The sequence below is a fragment of the Geodermatophilus tzadiensis genome (assembly GCF_003002915.1).
Taxonomy (GTDB): Bacteria; Actinomycetota; Actinomycetes; order Mycobacteriales; family Geodermatophilaceae; genus Geodermatophilus; species Geodermatophilus tzadiensis.
In genome coordinates, this window is the sequence record NZ_PVTG01000003.1 from 14,063 (window position 1) to 31,465 (window position 17,403).

Consider the following 17,403-nt stretch of genomic DNA (forward strand, 5'->3'; position numbering starts at 1 on the left):
CCCCGGCTGGGGACGGGCGCCGTTCCGCGTCTGTCAGAGCTTGACCGGGTAGACCGTCTCCGGGACGTCGACGGCGATCCGCTCCTCGACGAAGATCCCGTGCCAGACCATGAAGACCAGCACCGACCACAGCTGGCGGGCGACCCGCTTGCTGGGCACCTCCTCGGCGCGCAGCCGGTCGAGCAGGCCGAGGACGACGTCGCGGTCGAGCCACTGCTGGGTCTGGCTGTCGGTGACGATGCCGCGGGCCCAGTCGTGCAGCGGGCCGGCGAGGAAGTCCGCCGTCGGCACGGGGAAGCCCAGCTTGCGCCGGTTCATGATCCGCGGCGGGACGATCTGGCGCATCGCCTGGCGCAGCGCGTACTTGGTGGCGTCCCCGCGGCGGGGCACCCGCTGCTCGACCGGCAGCGAGCTGGCGACGGCGAACACCTCGGGGTCGAGGAAGGGCACCCGCAGCTCGAGGGAGTTGGCCATGGTCATCTTGTCGGCCTTGACCAGGATGTCGCCGCGCAGCCAGGTGAACAGGTCGACGTACTGCATCGCCGTCACGTCGTCGTAGCCGGCCTCGCGGGTGCGCCGGTAGAGGTCCTCGGTGACGGCGACGTGCGAGAGGTCGGGGTCGCGGCCGGGCAGCAGCGCGGCGAGCTCCTCGTCGCGCATGTTGCGGGCGTTGCCGTAGTAGCGCTGCTCGAGCGGGGTGGCCGCCCGGCGCAGCAGGTCCTGGCCGCGGACGCCCTCGGGGAGCAGGTCGGCGATCCGGGCCATCGCGCGGCGGCCGGCGGGGGGCAGCCCCGACGCCCAGGCCAGGCTGATCGGCTCGCGGTAGATGGTGTAGCCGCCGAACAGCTCGTCGGCGCCCTCACCGGAGAGCACGACCTTCACGTGCTTGCGCGCCTCGCGGGCCACGAAGTACAGCGGCACGAGCGCGGGGTCGGCGACCGGGTCGTCGAGGTACCAGACGACCTCGGGGATGGCCGCGGCGAACTCCTCCGCGGTGACCTCCACCGGCACGTGCCGCACGCCCAGGATGGACGCCGACTCCGCGGCGATCTCGATCTCCGACTGCGCCTGCCGCTGGAAGCCGACCGTGAACGTCATCAGGTCGGGGTTGTAGCGGTGCGCCAGCGCGGCGATCGCGGTCGAGTCGATGCCGCTGGAGAGGAACGACCCGACGGTGACGTCGGCGCGCATGTGCTTGGCCACCGACTCGTCGAGGACGTCGGCGATGCGGTCGTAGAGCTCCTGCTCGCCCCCGGCGGGCACCGGCTGCGGCCGCCACGCCGGGTGGAAGTAGCGCGCGGTGGACAGCTCGCCGTCGACGACGGTGAAGCTGGTGCCGCTCTCGATCCGACGGATGCCGCGGTGCAGCGTCGCGGGCTCGGGCACGTACTGCAGCGTCAGGTAGTGCTGCAGCGAGGCCGGGTCCACGCCGCCGGCCGCCGCGCTGCCGCCGAGCAGTTGCAGCAGGGCCTTCTTCTCCGAGCTGAAGACCAGGCCGCCGTCGGCCAGGCGCGCGGTGAACAGCGGCTTGATGCCGAACGGGTCGCGGGCGCCGAAGGCGGTGCGGGTGTGGGTGTCCCAGATGACGAAGGAGAACATCCCGCGCAGCCGGCGGACGACGTCCTGACCCCACAGGTGGTAGCCGGCGACGATCGTCTCGGTGTCGCCGTGCGTGGCCAGCTGCGCGCCGGCGGCGGCCAGCTCCTCGCGCAGCTCGACGTAGTTGTAGATCTCGCCGTTGAACAGGATCCGGTAGCGGTCACCGGCGTAGGGGAGGGGCTGCGGGCTGCCCTCGACGTCGATGATCGACAACCGGTTGAAGCCCAGGACGACGTTGGCGTCGGACCACACGGCGGTGTCGTCGGGGCCGCGGTGGTGCAGGCAGTGCAGCGCCTCGCGGACGCCGTCGACACGGTCGTCGTCGACCCGGGGGGCGTCGGTGGACAGGTAGGCCAGCAGGCCGCACATAGGGCGCAGGTCTCCGGAGGTCTCGGCTCGAGCCCGGCCGGGGGCCGGGGCGGGATCAGACGCGCTCGCCGGCGCGGGTCTTGCGGGTGGCGATCCGCTCGGCGACGAAGGACAGGAGCGGGACCGTCCCCGCCAGCAGGATGAGCACCGTGCCGCGCAGCGTCCAGCGGGCGCGCAGGGCGAGGTCGCAGGCGGTCACGAAGAAGATGGCGTACAGCCACCCGTGCAGGGTGCCGATCACCGCGACCGGCTCGTCGACGCCGCCGAGGTACTTGACCGGCACGGCGACGAGCACGAGCGCGACGAGCAGCACGCCCACCACCCAGGCCATGACCCGGTAGCGGGTCAGCGCCGCGGGGACGCCCTGCCCGACCCGGCGGGCGAGCGCGTGCGGCAGCCGGCTGCGCTCGGCGGTGCGCTCAGCGGCCACCGGGACCCCGCTGGCCCAGCGCCCGCTCGTTCAGCTCGGCGAGGTAGGCGTTGTACGCGGCCAGCTCGGGGTCGCCCGAGGTGTCGATGCGCGGGCGCTGGTAGAGCACGACGGCGTTGCCGGGCTCGTCCTCGTCCGGGTCGCGGTGCAGCTCCTCGCGCACCATGCGCACGTAGAACCACAGGCCCATGAAGCCGTAGAGGGGCCACTGCAGCGCGTAGCTCCAGTTCACCGCGCCGCCGCCGTCCTCGGCCTTGCCCAGCTGCCAGAAGCCGAGGAAGAAGGTGCCGACGAAGAGCGCGGCGACGAGCAGGTGCAGCAGCACCCAGCGGGGGGTCAGCAGCCGCGTCCACACGCCTCCGACTCTAACCGCCGGACGGCCCGGGGCGGCGGCGCGGTGAGGGGGGTCACCGCGCCGCGACGACCCCGCCGGACGCGCCCGTCCGCCGGGCGTCCCCGGCCACGTCAGCGGGGGGATCCGTCCCGGTCGGCGGCCGACCCGCCGTGATCGGGTCTCCGGTCGCCGCCCGTCCTGCGAGGTCGGTTAGTCTCGGCCCAGACTGAGGTCGGCGCACGGACCGCCGTGGGGTCCCCGCGGTCGGTCGCGCCGGAGAGCCACCCGGGTCACCCGGGTGGAGGAACGAGGAGGCAGCGAGCAGTGGCTCGACGCAGCAGGCTCGCGCGGGTCGCCGCGCTCGGTCTCCTGGGGGCGCTCACCCTCACCGGGTGCGACCTCAACAACGAGTTCTGGCGCTTCGGTTTCCCCGAGGGCATCACCGAGCAGTCCCAGAGCGTCCGCGAGCTGTGGACCGGCTCGGTCATCGCCGCACTGATCGTCGGGTTCCTGGTCTGGGGCCTGATCATCTGGTCGGTGCTGTTCCACCGGAAGAAGGGCGACGAGCTCCCGCGGCAGACGGCCTACAACCTGCCGCTCGAGATCGCGTACACGATCTTCCCGTTCCTGATCGTCGCGGGCCTGTTCTTCTTCACCGTCGTCGTGCAGAACAAGGTGCAGGACCGCAGCGACGACCCCGACACGACGATCGCGGTCAACGCGTTCAAGTGGAACTGGCAGTTCGTCTACCCCGAGACCACCGGTGACGACGGCGAGCCGGTGAACACCGTGGGCGCCACCGACGAGATCCCGATCCTCGTCATGCCGGTCGACCAGGACGTCCGCTTCGAGGTCGCCTCCGCCGACGTCATCCACTCCTTCTGGGTGCCGGAGTTCCTCTTCAAGCTCGACGTCATCCCGGGCAACGAGAACGGCCGGGACAACGTCTTCGAGGTCCGCGCCACCCAGGAAGGCGCCTACGTCGGCCGCTGCGCCGAGCTGTGCGGGGCCTACCACGCCTACATGAACTTCGAGGTCCGCGTGGTCAGCGGCGAGGACTACGACGCCTACCTGGCCGCGCGCGAGGCCGGGCAGGACACCCGCGAGGCGCTGGAGACCATCGGCCAGGAGGGCGAGGCGACGACGACCCGCCCCTTCCGCGTGGGCGACGGGTACTACCAGCAGGCCGCGAACTGAGCCCGCTGACCCCGTGACCACCACCGCCACCAACGCGCAGGGAGGACGACCGTGAAGGTCGAGGCGCTGATTCTCAATCTGATCGCGGTCTTCTGCGTCGTCACCGCGGCCGTCTACGGCATCTGGTCCCGCGAGCCGATCGGCACCACGGCGCTGGTCCTCTCCGGCGGCCTGTCCGGCCTGATCGGCGGGTTCTTCTGGTTCGTCTCCCGCCGCATCGACCCGCGCCCCGAGGACCGCAAGGACGCCGAGATCGCCGAGGGCGCCGGCGAGCTGGGCTTCTTCAGCCCGGCGAGCTACTGGCCCTTCGGGCTGGCCCTCGCCGCCGCGGTCACCGGTCTGGGCCTGGCCTTCTGGTACGTCTGGCTGATGATGATCGGCGTCGTGGCGCTGCTGATCGCCACCGGCGGGCTGCTGTTCGAGTACTACGTGGGGCAGAACGCGCAGTCCAGCTGACGCCGTCCACCCGACCGGAGGGCCCTCTCCCGCACCGCGGGGGAGGGCCCTCCGCCGTCCCGGGGACCCGGGCCCGGTCACTACCGTCGACGGCGATGGACGCCCACGACGACCTGCGACTCGCGTTCGCCGCCGCGGAGGTGGCGGGGGAGCTGCGGGGCACCACGGAGGTCGCGGTCGTGGCCTCCCCGGCGCTGCGGCGCTGCTGGTGGGCGACCCGGGGTGAGGGGTCCTGCGAGTCGTCCTGGCCGCGCCGGGGGAGCGAGACGCGGCGCCTGGCGGTCAGCACGACGGCGACGCTGGCGGACGCGGCGCTCGCCGCCCTGGACGACGCGAGCAGGGCCCGTCTGCCACCGAGCGGGGACCGCGCACCGGTGAGCCCGCTCCGGCTGGTCGAGCTCGTCCGCGGCGAGATCGACGCCGTCCTGGTCGAGCGGTACCACGCGCGGGACCACGCGCCGTGGGTCCTCCCCGTCGAGGAGGCGGGCGGCCGCTTCACGAACCGCGCCGGGGGACGTGCCGCCGACCGTGGCGGCGGCCTGTACTCCAACGCCGCCCCGCACGGCCGGCTGCTCGCTGCGCTGGGCTACCCGGCGCGTCCGTGACCGCCTGACCGGCGCACGGGCCGACCGGCTCGCCATCGGCCGGGTGGGTCCCGCGGCGCCGACCGCGGCGTCCACCGCGGAGCCGTGAGGGCCCCGTGCACCTCGTGGACGCCACGGGGTGCACGGCCCGGGAGCCCCACGACGCAGCAGGGCCCCGGTGGAGTCCACCGGGGCCCTGCTGGCTGCCCCCTACGGGGCGTCGATCACGCGAGGATCAGTCCCGCGGCTCCTGCGGACGACCACCCTCGGAGGGGCGACCACCCTCGGACGGTCGCCCGCCCTCGGAGGGACGGCCACCCTCGGCGGGACGGCCGCTCGTGGTGAGCTCGCGCTGCGGCTCGGCCGTGGCCAGGCCGCGGTCCTCCCCGCGCTGCTCGAGCTCGACCGCGGTCGGCTCTTCGATCGGCGAGAAGAACCCACGGATGGCCCGGCGGGCGCCGCCCACCTGGTTCATCTTCTTGGGCACCGGAGCACCGCCGTAGGCCAGCTGGCCGTGGCCGTGCTCGTCCACCGGGCCGAGCGGCTGGTGGACCTCGATGAACTCACCGTGCGGCAGCCGGCGGATGACACCGGTCTCGATGCCGTGCTCGAGCACCTCGCGGTCGTGCTGCTGCAGACCCAGGCAGATGCGGTAGGTCAGCACGTAGGCGATCGGCGGGACGATCAGCAGACCGATGCGGCCGATCCACGTCATCGCGTTGAGGCTGATGTCGAACTTGTCCGCGATGACGTCGTTGGCGCCCGAGAGCAGCAGGACGACGTAGAACGAGATCGCCATCATGCCCAGCGAGGTCCGCACGGGGACGTCGCGCGGGCGCTGCAGCAGGTGGTGCGACGCGGTGTCGCCGGTCAGCTTCCGCTCCAGCATGGGGTAGGCCAGCAGGAGCGTGAAGATGATGCCCGGCAGGACCACCGTCGGCCAGAACAGCGCCGGGATGTTGTAGTTGCCCGGCAGGTAGATGTCCCACGCCGGGAACAGGCGCGTCGACCCGTCGAGGAACATGACGTACCAGTCGGGCTGGGACGCCGAGGACACCTGCGCCGGGTTGTACGGGCCCCACAGCCACACCGGGTTGATCTGCACCAGCCCACCGAGCGCGGCGACGACACCGAAGACCACCATCATCAGGCCGGTCGCCTTCCCGGCGAAGGTCGGGAAGAGGCGGTTGCCGATCACGTTGTGCTCGGTGCGGCCGGGACCGGGGAACTGGGTGTGCTTCTGCTTGACCAGGATCAGCATGTGCAGCGCGATCAGCCCCAGGAGGATCGCCGGGATGATCAGCACGTGGGCGATGTAGAGCCGACCGACGATCAGCTCGCCGACGTAGTCACCGCCGAAGACCGCCCAGTGCGCCCAGGTGCCGATGACCGGGATCGACAGGATGATCGCCGACATGATCCGCAGGCCGGTGCCCGAGAGCAGGTCGTCGGGCATCGAGTAGCCGGCGAACCCCTCGAAGATGCCGAGGATCAGCAGCGCGACACCGATGAGCCAGTTGGTCTCGCGCGGCCGGCGGAAGGCGCCGGTGAAGAAGATCCGCAGCATGTGGACGACGATCGACGCCATGAACAGCAGCGCCGCCCAGTGGTGCATCTGCCGGATGAGCAGGCCGCCGCGGACGTCGAAGGACAGGTCCAGGGTCGAGGCGTAAGCGATCGACATGTCGATGCCCCGCAGCGGCGCGTACGAGCCGTCGTAGACGACCTCGGTCATCGAGGCCTGGAAGAAGAACGTCAGGTACGTGCCGGTCAGCAGCAGGATGATGAAGGAGTAGAGCGCGATCTCGCCGAGCAGGAACGACCAGTGGTCGGGGAAGACCTTGTTGAGCGTCCTGCGGAGCGGACCGGCGACGATCAGCCGGTCGTCGACCTCGAGCGCGGCCTTGCCCAGGGCCGTCGTCGGCGCGCCTGGCGCGGTGGCGGTACGGGCCATCAGATGCGCTCCCGGTTCCAGTAGGTGGGACCCACGGCCTCAATGTAGTCGCTCCGCGCGACGAAGAAGCCCTCGTCGTCGACAGTGATCGGCAGCTGGGGGAGCGACCGGGTGGCCGGGCCGAACACGGGCTTCGCGCCCTGCGTCACGTCGAACTGCGACTGGTGGCAGGGGCAGAGGATCCGGCTCGTCTCCTGCTCGTACAGCGACACCGGGCAGCCGGCGTGCGTGCAGATCTTGGAGTAGGCGACGTAGTCGCCGTAGCCGAAGCCCTCCTGGCCGCTGCGCGGCACGGCCTGCTCCAGCTGCGCGGGGCGCAGCCGGATGAGCATGGTGGCCGCGTCGGAGAGCCGGTTGCCCTCGGGGACGGCCGGGAACACCGTCTCCAGGGAGCCGGGCTCCTGGTCGCCCGGGCGGATCGGGGTGCCGTCGTCGCGGACGAGCCGCACACCCTCGGCCCACTCGGTGGTGCCCAGCGGGTCGCCCTCGTTGGGGTCCTTGATCAGACCGCCGAGCGGGGCCAGCAGCATCAGGCCCAGGCCGCCGCCCATGAAGGCCAGGCTGCCGGTGATCAGCTTGCGCCGCTTCAGGCCGCTGTTGTGCAGGCCGCCGACGAGGGTCGCCCCGGTGGTCACCCGGTCGAAGTGCGAGCCGTCGTGCTTGTCCTGGGCGGCGGTCTCGTGCGGCAGCAGTTTCTTGGTGTAGAGCACCAGGCCCACGCCGAAGAAGGTGAACGCCAGGCCCATGAGCAGGCCCAGCAGCGGCGTGTACAGCACGCTGAAGCTGCTGCTGCCGAGCTCCCACTGCCAGTCGGGCAGGAACCACCCGGCGCCGGCGTAGACGACGACGAAGGCGAAGGCCGACAGCCCCGCGAGGCCGAAGTAGAGGCCGACCTGGCGGACGGCCCGCTTCTCCAGCGGCGAGCCCGGCTCAGGTCCGGGCTCGACGTGGAGGATCTCCACCCCGTCGTAGCGGGCGCCCAGCCGGTCGAGCTCCTCTCGGGGGAGGGCGGCCAGCTGCTCGGGCGTGTAGTCGTCGTCCGGGCCGCCGTGCAGCGGGCCCGGGGTGTCCGCGCCGCCGGTCGAGCCGGGGCGGGTGTCGTGCGTGGTCACGCCTTGCTCCCCATCCAGAAGATCCCGAACAGCAGGGCCGCGACGCCGACGACCCAGATGACCAGGCCCTCGCTCACCGGGCCGATGCGACCGATGCCGGCGCCGCCGGGGTCGGGCATGTCGGTGATCGTCTGGATGTAGTTGATGATCGAGCGCTTCTCCTCGGGGGTCAGCTGGTTGTCCCCGAAGATCGGCATGTTCTCCGGCCCGCTGAGCATGGCCGCGTAGATCTCGAGGTCGTTGGCGTCCTCGAGGCTGGGGGCGTACTTGCCCGACGACAGGGCGCCGCCCTCGCCGACGAAGTTGTGGCACTGGGCGCAGTTGAGCCGGAATAGCTCACCGCCGGCGGCCAGGTCGCCGTCGCGCAGGTCGCCGGAGGGCAGCACCGGGCCGCCGCCGTTGGCCTGCACGTAGGCCATCAGCTGGTCGATCTCCTCGTCGGAGAAGATGGCCGGCTTGTCGGGCGCCTGGGCCTCCTGGCGGACCAGCGGCATGCGGCCGGTGTGCACCTGGAAGTAGACGGCGGCCTCGCCCACGCCGATCAGCGACGGGCCGCGGTTGGGCACGCCCTCGAGGTTCTCGCCGTGGCAGCTGATGCAGCTGCGCTCGTAGAGCTCGCGACCGGCGGCCTCGGCGCTGGACTCGCTGCCCTCGTCGGCGGCCTGGGCCCCGGGCGCGAGGGTGGAGTAGAGGGCGCCGGTCAGGACGAGACCGGCCATCAGGGCGGCGACGTTGGACAGCCGGCGACGCTGCTTGGAGCGGCGGCGGGCCCGGGCGGCGGCCGCCGGGGAGCCCTCGGCCGGCCGCCGCGACCAGCGGGGCCGGCGTGGCCCCTCGTCGGGCTGGGTGTCGGACTGGGGGTTCGTGGTGGACACCGGTTCCCTAGCGGATCAGGTAGATCGTGGCGAAGAGCCCGACCCACACGACGTCGACGAAGTGCCAGTAGTAGGAGACCACGATGGCCGAGGTCGCCTGTGCCGGCGTGAACCGGCCCATGGTGGACCGGATGAGCACGTACACGAAGGCCACCAGACCCCCGATGACGTGCAGCGCGTGGAAGCCGGTCGTCAGGTAGAAGACCGAGCCGTAGGTCGAGCTGGAGATGGTGGTCGCGTGCTCGGTGACCAGCACCCGGTACTCGTTGGCCTGGGCCAGGACGAAGACCAGGCCCATGACGAAGGTGATCGTGAACCACCGGCGCAGGCCGTAGACGTTGCCGCTCTCCGCCGCGAACACGCCGATCTGGCAGGTGACCGAGGAGGCGACCAGGACCAGCGTGAAGACCAGCGCGTAGGGCAGGTTGAGCTCGGTCGGTTCCGGCGGCCAGCCCTCGGTCGCCCGGGCACGCGCGGTGAAGTACATGGCGAACAGTCCGGCGAAGAACATCAGCTCGCTGGAGAGCCAGATGATCGTGCCGACGCTGACCATGTTCGGTCGGGTCAGGGAGTGCACCCGCGAGGTGTCGAAGGTGCTGCTCGCCACGGGAGCCGTTGTCACGGGGCCCATCATGTCACCGGCCGGCGACCAGCACCGATCGCGGGTGGCACGGCGTGCCTGGTCCGTGACCGGGCCGAGACCGTCCCCCGTCCGGGTGCCGTCCGGACCGGGCGGAGGGGAGCCGGGGCACTAGGCTCCCGCACGTGAGCGACGCGCCGGCCACCGTCCTGGTCTACAGCTCCCGGCCCGAGGTCCGCGAGGCCGTCCGCACCGCCGTCGGCCGCCGTCCGGCGCCCGACGTCGGCCCGCTGACCTGGATCGAGTGCGCCACCGGCGAGGACGTCGTCGACACCGTCGACGGCGGCGGCGTGGACCTGTGCATCCTCGACGGCGAGGCGCAGCCGACCGGCGGCCTGGCGCTGTCCCGCCAGATGGTCGTGGAGGTCGCCGACCGCCCCGCGATCTGCGTGCTCATCGCCCGGCAGCCCGACCGCTGGCTGGCGCACTGGTCGCAGGCCGACGGCACGCTCGCCCTGCCCGTCGACCCGCTGGCCGCCCCGCAGGTCGTGGCCGGGCTGCTGCGCGAGCGGGCCGGGCGCGGCCCGTCCCGCCGTCCCGTCTCGCGGTGAGCGCGCGCACCGCCACCGGGCCGTCGTGGCCCGGCCTGCTGACGCGCCTGCTGGCCGGTGAGGACCTCGCCACCGAGGACACCGCCTGGGCGATGCGCGAGATCATGACCGGGGAGGCCACGCCGGCGCAGGTGGCCGGCTTCGCGGTGGCGCTGCGGGCGAAGGGCGAGGCGCCGGCGGAGGTCGCCGGGCTGGCGGCCACGATGCTGGAGCGGGCCACGCCGGTGCAGCTGTCCGGCGCGTTCGTCGACGTCGTCGGCACCGGCGGCGACGGCGCCCACACCGTGAACATCTCCACGATGGCCGCGGTGGTCACCGCGGCGGCCGGCGTCCCGGTGGCCAAGCACGGCAACCGGGCGGCGTCGTCGTCCTCCGGGGCCGCCGACGTCCTCGAGGCCCTCGGCGTCGTCATCGACCTCCCGGCCCCGGCCGTGGCGCGCTGCGTGCAGGAGGCCGGCATCGGCTTCTTCTTCGCGCCGGTCTTCCACCCCGGCTACCGGCACACCGCCGCCCCGCGCCGTGAGATGGGCATCGGCACGGTGTTCAACTTCCTCGGCCCGCTGACCAACCCGGCCCGTCCGGTGGCCGCCGCCATCGGCTGCGCCGACGCCCGCATGGCGCCGGTGCTCGCGGCCGTGGTCGCCGGCCGGGGCAGCCGGGCGCTGGTGTTCCGCGGGGACGACGGCCTCGACGAGCTCACCACCGCGACGACGTCGCGGGTGTGGGTGGCGCGCGACGGCGAGGTCACCCCGGGCGTCGTCGACCCCGCCGACCTCGGCATCGCCACCACCGGGCCGGACGCGCTGCGGGGCGGGGACCCGGCGTACAACGCCGAGGTGTTCCGGCGGGTCCTCGCCGGTGAGGCGGGGCCGGTGCGCGACGCCGTGTTGCTCAACGCCGCGGCCGCCCTCGTGGCCTTCGACGAGCGCGGCGGGGAGCTGACCGCCGCGCTGGCCGGCGGGATCGACCGGGCCGCCGCGGCCGTGGACGACGGCCGGGCGGCCGCGCTGCTCGACCGCTGGGTCGAGGTCAGCCGGACGGCCGCCGGCCGCTAGTCGGCGTTCTCGAAGCCCAGGGAGAAGGCCGCCTCGAGGTCGTGCCGCGAGTAGGCGCGGAACGCGATGTGGGTGTCGGTCTCGAGGACGCCCGGCACCTTGTTGATCCGGCCGGCGATCACCTCGGCCACCTGCTCGAACTCGCGGACCCGCACGATGGCGACGAGGTCGGTGTCCCCGGCGACCGAGTAGACCTCGCTGACGCCGTCCAGGTCGGCGACGGCCTGGGCCACCTCGCCGATGGCGTCGGTGGCGGCGTCGATCATCACGATGGCGGTGATCACGCCGGGGATGCTAGTGGAAGGACCCTCCTGCCCCCCACGCCTCGCTCCGCTCGGCGCGGGCCCCTGCAGGCAGGCCGTTCCAGCACGTCACCTGCTCGCGGCGGGTCCCTGCAGCGGGGCCGCAGGCGGGCCACGAGGGGCCGTTCCAGCACGTCACGGGCGGTTCCCGCGGGTCACCCGCCGGCGGCGAGGCGTTCGGGGCGGGCGCGGGTGCCCAGCTGGCGGTCGTCGGCGAACGGGTCGCGCAGCGCCCGCCCGGCCTCCACCCGCGCGAGGAACCCGCTGAGCCCGCCGGTGCCCGGCGCGGCGCAGGCCAGCGTGCCGTGCACCTCGACCAGCCGGGTCCCCGGCTTCTCCATCCACCGCAGGACCAGCTCGGTCTCGTCGACCGACGCGGCGAGCTCGCCGTCGGGGCCGGTGGGCGTCTCCGCGGTGGCGCGCAGGCCGCCGAGCGTGTCGCGCACCGACACCCCGCGGGCGGCGCAGCCGGCGGCCACGAGCCGCCCGCGGCGCACGACCGACAGCGCCCAGCCGCCCTCGCCCTCGGGGCGGGCCAGCACGAGCTCCGGGACGGCGGCCAGCGACTCCAGCCGCTGCCGCCGGCGGACGGCGCGGACGAGGACGGCGACCCGGTCGCGCAGCAGCGCGGCGTCCTCGAACCGCTGCTCGGCGGCCAGCCGGTCGACGCGGTCGAGCAGCGGGGCGACCAGGGCCCCTGGGTCGCCGGCGACCGCGGCGCGGAGCACGGCGGTGATCGCGGCGTACTCCTCCACCGACTGCGCCCCCGTGCACGGGGCGCCACAGCGGCCCATGCCGAACAGCGCGCAGGCGCTGGTGTGCACGCGCGGGGACAGCCGCGAGGTGCACTGCCGCAGCGGCAGCGCCTCGTGGACGGCGGCCATCGCCATGTCCGCGGCGCGCCGGTCGGCGAACGGGCCGAGGAACAGCCCCGCCCCCGGCCGCACCCGCCGCACCGCCGACAGGCGGGGGAAGGCCTCCTCGGTCAGCCGCAGCCACAGCGCCCGCTCGGGGAAGCGTGAGCGGCGGTTGTAGCGCGGCTTGTGCTCGGCGATCAGCCGCAGCTCCCGGACGGCGGCCTCCAGGTCGTGCGCGCAGGGCAGCGCCTCCACCCGCTGGGCGAGGGCCACCATCTCGGTCATCCGGCTGCGCTGCTCGCTGGAGGAGAAGTAGCTGCGCACCCGGGTGCGCAGGTCGGTCGACGTCCCGACGTAGAGCGGCTCGTCGCGCGGACCGCGGAAGACGTACACGCCGGGGCCCGATGGCACGTGCTCGGCCAGGTGCCGCTTGCGGCGGCGCTCCGGGTCGACCTGACGGGTGAGGGAGGTCAGCTCCTCCAGCGAGGTGACGCCGAGCGGCCCGAGCCGCTCGAACAGGCCGTGGAGCACGTCGACGGTCGCACGGGCGTCGTCCAGCGCCCGGTGGCAGGGCGAGGTGGCGGCGGAGAAGAACGGCGCGAGGGTGGCCAGCTTGCAGTTGGGCACCTCGTCGCGGGACAGCAGCCGGCGGGCGAGGACGGCGGTGTCGACCGAGGCGGCGGCCGGCCACGCGGTGCGGGTCTGCTCGCAGGCCGCCTTGAGGAAGCCGAGGTCGAAGGGCGCGTTGTGCGCCACGAGCACCGCGCCGCGGGCGAACTCGAGGAAGGCCGGCAGCACGGCGTCGATGCGCGGGGCGGTGGCCACCATGGCGGTGGTGATGCCGGTGAGCACGCTGATGTAGGGCGGCACCTCGCAGCCCGGGTCCACCAGCGTCTGGAACTCGCCGAGCACCTCGCCGGCGCGCACCTTGACCGCGCCGATCTCGGTGATCGCGCTGTCCTTGGGCGAGCCCCCGGTCGTCTCCAGGTCGACGACGACGAAGGTGACCGCCGCCAGCGGCGTCCCCAGCTCCTCGATCGTGGTCTGCGCTGGCGCGGAGCCGGGGTGGCCGGCGGCCTGCTCGTGACGGGGCAGCCGGGACCCGGTGCCGCCGGGACGGGCGCTGGGGAAGTGCACGGCGGGACGGTAGGCCGGGGGTCGGACAGTCCCGCGGGGCACCCGCCGCGGGACCGACCCCCGCCCGGCTCGCCCGGGGGAGGGAGGGCGCGCCGCACGTGGTGGCGCGCGCCCCGACGGCCGGGGCACGATCCCGCGGCGGGCCACGGTGGCCGCCACGTCGGGAGGGGGACCGATGCGCGCCCGGTCGCCCCACGGGACCCGGCCGCGGACGGCGGCGCCCGGCCTCGCCGCCGCGGTCGCCGTCCTCGCCGCCGTCCTCCTCGCCGCGCTCCTCGCCGGCCCGGCCGCGGCCGCGCCCAGCGACCAGCCCGGCGGCACCAGCGGCGTGCTCGAGAGCGAGGCGCTCGACCGGCTGCAGCAGCGGGCCGCGGAGGTCCAGGCCGACCTGCAGCAGCGCGAGGCCGAGGTGGCCGCCGCGCGGGACGCGCTGGCCGCCGCCCAGGCCGACGTCGAGGCGGCGCGCGCGGTGGTCGCCGACGCCGAGGGGACGCTGGCGCGGTACCAGGACGTGGTGGCCGACTACGCCGCGGCGGTCTACCGCGACGGCGGTGCGCCGACCCCGCTGACCGTGCTGCTCTCCGGCGGGGACCCCGGGGACGCCGCGGCCGCGATGGGCTACCTCGAGGCGGTCGACGCGCACACCGCGGCGGTCGTCGGTGGGGCCGAGCGGCAGCGGCAGGCGGCGCTGGCCGAGCAGGGCGCCGCCGACGCCGCCCTCGCCGAGGCGCAGGGGCGGGCCGACCGGCTGGCCGGGGAGGTCGCCGACCTGGAGGCCACCGCCGCGGCGGTCACGGAGGAGCTCGACGCGGCCCTCGGCGACGTCGACCGGCAACTGCAGCAGCTGCAGCGCGCGCAGGGCGACGTCAACGCGCAGACGGCGGCCAACTGGCGTGCCCACCTCGACCAGCTCGCCGCGGCCGGCGTCCAGGCACCGGCGGCGTCGGCGCTGCTCGACCCCGCGCGCGGACTGCCGGCCGGGCTGGTGCCCGTCGGGGCGGCCGGCGGGGGCGTGCAGGCCGGTGCCGCCCAGCTGCCGCGGCAGCCGACGTCCCTGCTGGTGCTGCCGGCCGAGACGCTCGGCGCGGTCACCGCCGCCATGGAGGCCCTCGGCCGGCCCTACGCGCCCGGCACGGCGGGACCGGAGTCCTGGGACTGCGGCTCGCTGGTGTCCTCCGTCTACGGTGCGGCCGGCATCGACCTGCCCGCCGACCAGGCCGCGCTGTTCGCCGTCAGCACGCCGGTCGAACTCGCCGACGTGCTGCCCGGCGACCTGGTGTTCCTCGGCACCCCCGAGTCGGGCCTGGGCCACGTCGGGATCGCCCTGGACCGGGAGACGATGCTGGCCGCCGACGGGCGTGCGGGTGCGGTCGTCGTCCGGCGGCTGCCCGCCGAGCAGGTCCTGCACGTCGGCCGGCCGAGCCTGGGTCCACGGCCCGAGGTGCCGGCGCCCGCACCCACCGGCGGCGCGCTGCGCGTCGAGTGCGGCACCAGCGTCCACCCACCCAGCTTCGACGGCGCCCGCGCGTGGGGCGGCTACCCCAACGGGCTGATCCCGCCCAGCGCGCTGTGCCCGATCGGCGTGGCCGGGCACGCGCTGCGCTGCGACGCCGCCGCGGCCTGGCGGGCGATGAGCGCGGCCTACGCCGCGGCGTTCGGGCAGCCGGTCTGCACCACCGACACCTACCGGACCTACGCCGCCCAGGTGCGCCTGTACGGCGAGAAGCCGGCCCTGGCCGCGGTCCCGGGCACCAGCAACCACGGCTGGGGGCTGGCGGTGGACCTGTGCGGGGGCATCGAGCGGTTCGGCACCCCGCAGTACGCGTGGATGGCGGCCAACGCCGGCCGGTTCGGCTGGCTGCACCCGGCCTGGGCCGACCCGGGCAACGGCCGCGAGGAACCCTGGCACTGGGAGTACGCGGGCGGCTGAGCGGGACTGTCGGTGGCCGTCCCTAGCGTGCGCAGCGACCGACAGGGAGACCGTCCCGACCGCGGCCCGGCACCGGGCGGCGCGGCCGGGCCACCGGAGGGACACGGCCATGCTGATCGACTGCGACTCGTGCACCGCGCGCGGCACCGGCTGCGCCGACTGCGTCGTCACCGTCCTGCTGGGGGCACCGCCGGGGGAGCGGGGCACCGAGCCCGTGCTGCTGCCGGTGCCGCCGGTCCCGGCCGCCCGGGTGTCCGACCGCGACGACGCCCCCCGCCCGGGCGTGGTGGTGGAGTTCGACGACGTCGAGCGGCGGGCCGTCCGGGCCCTCGCCGACGGGGGGCTGGTGCCTCCGCTGCGTCACCGTCCGGCCGGCTCGGCGCGGCCGGGCGGACGGCGGCGGACGGGCTGAGGCCCAGGTGGGAGCCCCGGTGTGGGCGCACCGGCGTGGCGCGGCCACCGGCCGTGTGCTTCCCCACAGTCACCGGGGGCCTCGTTTGTCACACCTGCACCACGTCCGTAGGGTGACCCGCGTTCGGCCGGGTGGTCGTCACCCGAGCGAGGTGGCCTCGGCCGGACACCGCCGAGTCACTGGACGCCGTCCACGGACGTGCGCGAGGTGAGCCGGGGACCCACCGCAGCACTGGGGTGAGTTCTCGTGTGCGCCGGACCCGGTCCGGCACACGGAGATAGGGCACGTCTTCCCAGCCCGAACCCGTCAGCTAACTCGGTAGGCGGTTGCTGAGGAAGAACGGAGAGCCGCCGACCGTGGCGACCCCCCGCCCTGCCCTGGGGCACGCACGCGCACAGTCCACCGCCGGCCGCAGCACCCGCACCACCCGGGCTGCCGGTCCGCACACCCCCTCACCGGTCCGCCGCCTCGGCCGGGCCGTGCTCCTGGGGACCACCGCCGGCCTCACGCTGGCCCTCCTCCCCGGCACCGCCACCGCCGACCCCGAGCAGGCCGCCACGGCCGCGCAGGCCTCCGCGCTCGCCGCCGAGGCCGGGCACCGCCTCGAGGTCGTCACCGAGCAGGTCAACGAGGCCCGCGAGGTGCTCGCCCAGCAGCAGGCCGCCGCGGAGCAGGCCGACCGCGCCGCCGCCGACGCCCGGTCGCAGCTCGACGCCCTCGACGGCCGGCTGCGCGAGGTCGCCCGCAGCGCCTACACCGCCGGCGACTCGATGGCCGAGCTCGACCTGCTGATGACCAGCGACTCCGCCGAGGACTTCGTCAGCTCACTGGCCATCCTCGACCGGATCGCCGGGCACACCACCGACGTCCTGGCCGAGGTCGGCGAGGCCGCCGCGGCCGCGCACCGGGCACAGGCCGACGCCGAGCAGGCCGAGACCGCCGCGCAGCGGAGCCTGGACGACCTGTCGGCCCAGGAGGACCGCCTCCGCGACGACGTCGCCGACTACCAGGAGCAGGTCGCCGCGCTGACCGCCGCCGAGCAGGAGGCGGCCGCCGCCGCCCAGCGGGCGCTCGCCGCCCAGCAGGCCGGCTCCGTCGGCCAGAGCGCCCCGGCCGGCGCCGGGCCCGCCGCGGCTCCCGCCCCGGCCGCGTCGGCTCCCGCCCCGGCCCCGGCCGGCGGGGGCAGCGGCGCGGCGCAGACCGCGGTGCAGACGGCGCTGGCGCAGGTCGGTGACGCCTACGTGTGGGGCGCCGGCGGCCCCGACGCCTTCGACTGCTCGGGCCTGACCCAGTACGCCTACGCGGCGGCGGGAATCAGCCTCCCGCACTCCAGCCGCATGCAGTCGCAGATGGGCACCGCGGTCAGCCGCGCCGAGCTGCAGCCCGGTGACCTCATCTTCTACTACAGCCCGGTCAGCCACGTGGCGATGTACATCGGCAACGGCCAGATGGTGCACGCGTCCACCTCCACCCAGCCGGTGAAGGTCGTGTCGGTCGACTCGATGGGCGGCATCACCGGGATGCGCCGCATCGCTTGACGGAGGACCTCCCCGCGAGGAGGCCGATCCGGCACGGCACCTGGGCCGGGGACCCGTCACGGGTCCCCGGC

General features: G+C 74.5%; 17 protein-coding genes and 1 riboswitch. Of the genes, 8 read left to right on the forward strand and 9 right to left on the reverse strand.

The window, feature by feature from the left end; translation table 11 throughout:
- Positions 1–33 precede the first annotated feature (33 nt).
- The 3 genes from asnB to LY71_RS05315 are packed head-to-tail and all read right to left on the reverse strand — an operon-like array spanning position 34 to position 2,753.
- Positions 34–1,968: an asparagine synthase (glutamine-hydrolyzing) gene (gene asnB, locus LY71_RS05305; RefSeq protein ID WP_106275940.1), complete on the reverse strand. Its 1,935-nt coding sequence runs from the start codon at positions 1,966–1,968 to the stop codon at positions 34–36.
- 55 nt (positions 1,969–2,023) lie between these two features.
- Positions 2,024–2,398, reverse strand: a complete 375-nt coding sequence (locus LY71_RS05310; RefSeq protein WP_106275941.1) for a DUF3817 domain-containing protein — start codon at positions 2,396–2,398, stop codon at positions 2,024–2,026.
- A complete protein-coding gene (locus LY71_RS05315) occupies positions 2,388–2,753 on the reverse strand; it encodes a metalloprotease (RefSeq protein WP_106275942.1) in 366 nt (121 codons plus the stop codon). The genes LY71_RS05310 and LY71_RS05315 overlap by 11 nt, the downstream gene beginning before the upstream one ends.
- Before the next feature lie 303 nt (positions 2,754–3,056).
- Here LY71_RS05315 and ctaC point away from each other — a divergent pair, with 303 nt between their 5' ends.
- The 3 genes from ctaC to LY71_RS05330 all read left to right on the forward strand — a co-directional run bounded on the left by ctaC (position 3,057) and on the right by LY71_RS05330 (position 4,990).
- The gene (gene ctaC, locus LY71_RS05320) at positions 3,057–3,929 is read left to right on the forward strand and encodes an aa3-type cytochrome oxidase subunit II (RefSeq protein ID WP_106275943.1); all 873 of its coding nucleotides are present in this window, start codon (positions 3,057–3,059) and stop codon (positions 3,927–3,929) included.
- 51 nt (positions 3,930–3,980) lie between these two features.
- A complete protein-coding gene (locus LY71_RS05325) occupies positions 3,981–4,385 on the forward strand; it encodes a cytochrome c oxidase subunit 4 (RefSeq protein ID WP_106275944.1) in 405 nt (134 codons plus the stop codon).
- Between the two features lie 95 nt (positions 4,386–4,480).
- Positions 4,481–4,990: an inositol monophosphatase family protein gene (locus LY71_RS05330; protein WP_106275945.1), complete on the forward strand. Its 510-nt coding sequence runs from the start codon at positions 4,481–4,483 to the stop codon at positions 4,988–4,990.
- Between the two features lie 214 nt (positions 4,991–5,204).
- Here LY71_RS05330 and qcrB read toward each other — a convergent pair whose 3' ends face one another.
- Genes qcrB through ctaE form a run of 4 tightly spaced genes read right to left on the reverse strand, consistent with a single transcriptional unit; the run spans position 5,205 to position 9,532 of the window.
- Positions 5,205–6,923, reverse strand: coding sequence for a cytochrome bc1 complex cytochrome b subunit (qcrB, locus tag LY71_RS05335; protein WP_106275946.1), 1,719 nt, complete (start codon positions 6,921–6,923; stop codon positions 5,205–5,207).
- Positions 6,923–8,035 (reverse strand): cytochrome bc1 complex Rieske iron-sulfur subunit, encoded by a 1,113-nt coding sequence (gene qcrA, locus LY71_RS05340; protein WP_106275947.1) that lies wholly within the window; start codon positions 8,033–8,035, stop codon positions 6,923–6,925. The genes qcrB and qcrA overlap by 1 nt, the downstream gene beginning before the upstream one ends.
- Positions 8,032–8,910, reverse strand: a complete 879-nt coding sequence (gene qcrC / locus LY71_RS24405; RefSeq protein WP_211297156.1) for a cytochrome bc1 complex diheme cytochrome c subunit — start codon at positions 8,908–8,910, stop codon at positions 8,032–8,034. Before qcrC ends, qcrA begins: the two co-directional genes overlap by 4 nt.
- A 7-nt stretch (positions 8,911–8,917) precedes the next feature.
- On the reverse strand, positions 8,918–9,532 hold the full coding sequence (ctaE, locus tag LY71_RS05350) for an aa3-type cytochrome oxidase subunit III (RefSeq protein ID WP_170121235.1): 615 nt from the start codon (positions 9,530–9,532) through the stop codon (positions 8,918–8,920).
- A gap of 143 nt (positions 9,533–9,675) precedes the next feature.
- On the opposite strand from ctaE, the gene LY71_RS05355 reads away from it, so the two are divergent.
- Together LY71_RS05355 and trpD are read left to right on the forward strand one after the other, a co-directional pair.
- The gene (locus LY71_RS05355) at positions 9,676–10,101 is read left to right on the forward strand and encodes a hypothetical protein (protein ID WP_106275949.1); all 426 of its coding nucleotides are present in this window, start codon (positions 9,676–9,678) and stop codon (positions 10,099–10,101) included.
- Positions 10,098–11,156, forward strand: a complete 1,059-nt coding sequence (gene trpD, locus LY71_RS05360) for an anthranilate phosphoribosyltransferase (RefSeq protein ID WP_106275950.1) — start codon at positions 10,098–10,100, stop codon at positions 11,154–11,156. Before LY71_RS05355 ends, trpD begins: the two co-directional genes overlap by 4 nt.
- Here the strand turns inward: trpD and LY71_RS05365 are convergent.
- Positions 11,153–11,440 (reverse strand): Lrp/AsnC family transcriptional regulator, encoded by a 288-nt coding sequence (locus LY71_RS05365; RefSeq protein WP_106275951.1) that lies wholly within the window; start codon positions 11,438–11,440, stop codon positions 11,153–11,155. The two genes, trpD and LY71_RS05365, sit on opposite strands and share 4 nt — an antisense overlap.
- 173 nt (positions 11,441–11,613) lie before the next feature.
- Positions 11,614–13,452 carry a DEDD exonuclease domain-containing protein gene (locus tag LY71_RS05370; RefSeq protein WP_245887680.1) on the reverse strand — a complete coding sequence of 613 codons (1,839 nt, stop codon included), beginning with the start codon at positions 13,450–13,452 and terminating at the stop codon, positions 11,614–11,616.
- A 175-nt stretch (positions 13,453–13,627) separates the two neighbouring features.
- On the opposite strand from LY71_RS05370, the gene LY71_RS24410 reads away from it, so the two are divergent.
- The 3 genes from LY71_RS24410 to LY71_RS05385 all read left to right on the forward strand — a co-directional run bounded on the left by LY71_RS24410 (position 13,628) and on the right by LY71_RS05385 (position 17,332).
- A complete protein-coding gene (locus LY71_RS24410; protein WP_106275952.1) occupies positions 13,628–15,382 on the forward strand; it encodes a D-alanyl-D-alanine carboxypeptidase family protein in 1,755 nt (584 codons plus the stop codon).
- 109 nt (positions 15,383–15,491) lie between these two features.
- Positions 15,492–15,794, forward strand: coding sequence for a hypothetical protein (locus LY71_RS05380; protein WP_106275953.1), 303 nt, complete (start codon positions 15,492–15,494; stop codon positions 15,792–15,794).
- Positions 15,795–15,953: 159 nt separating this feature from the next.
- Positions 15,954–16,134, forward strand: a riboswitch (cyclic di-AMP (ydaO/yuaA leader).
- 139 nt (positions 16,135–16,273) lie between these two features.
- A complete protein-coding gene (locus tag LY71_RS05385) occupies positions 16,274–17,332 on the forward strand; it encodes a C40 family peptidase (protein WP_245887681.1) in 1,059 nt (352 codons plus the stop codon).
- Positions 17,333–17,403: the final 71 nt, after the last annotated feature.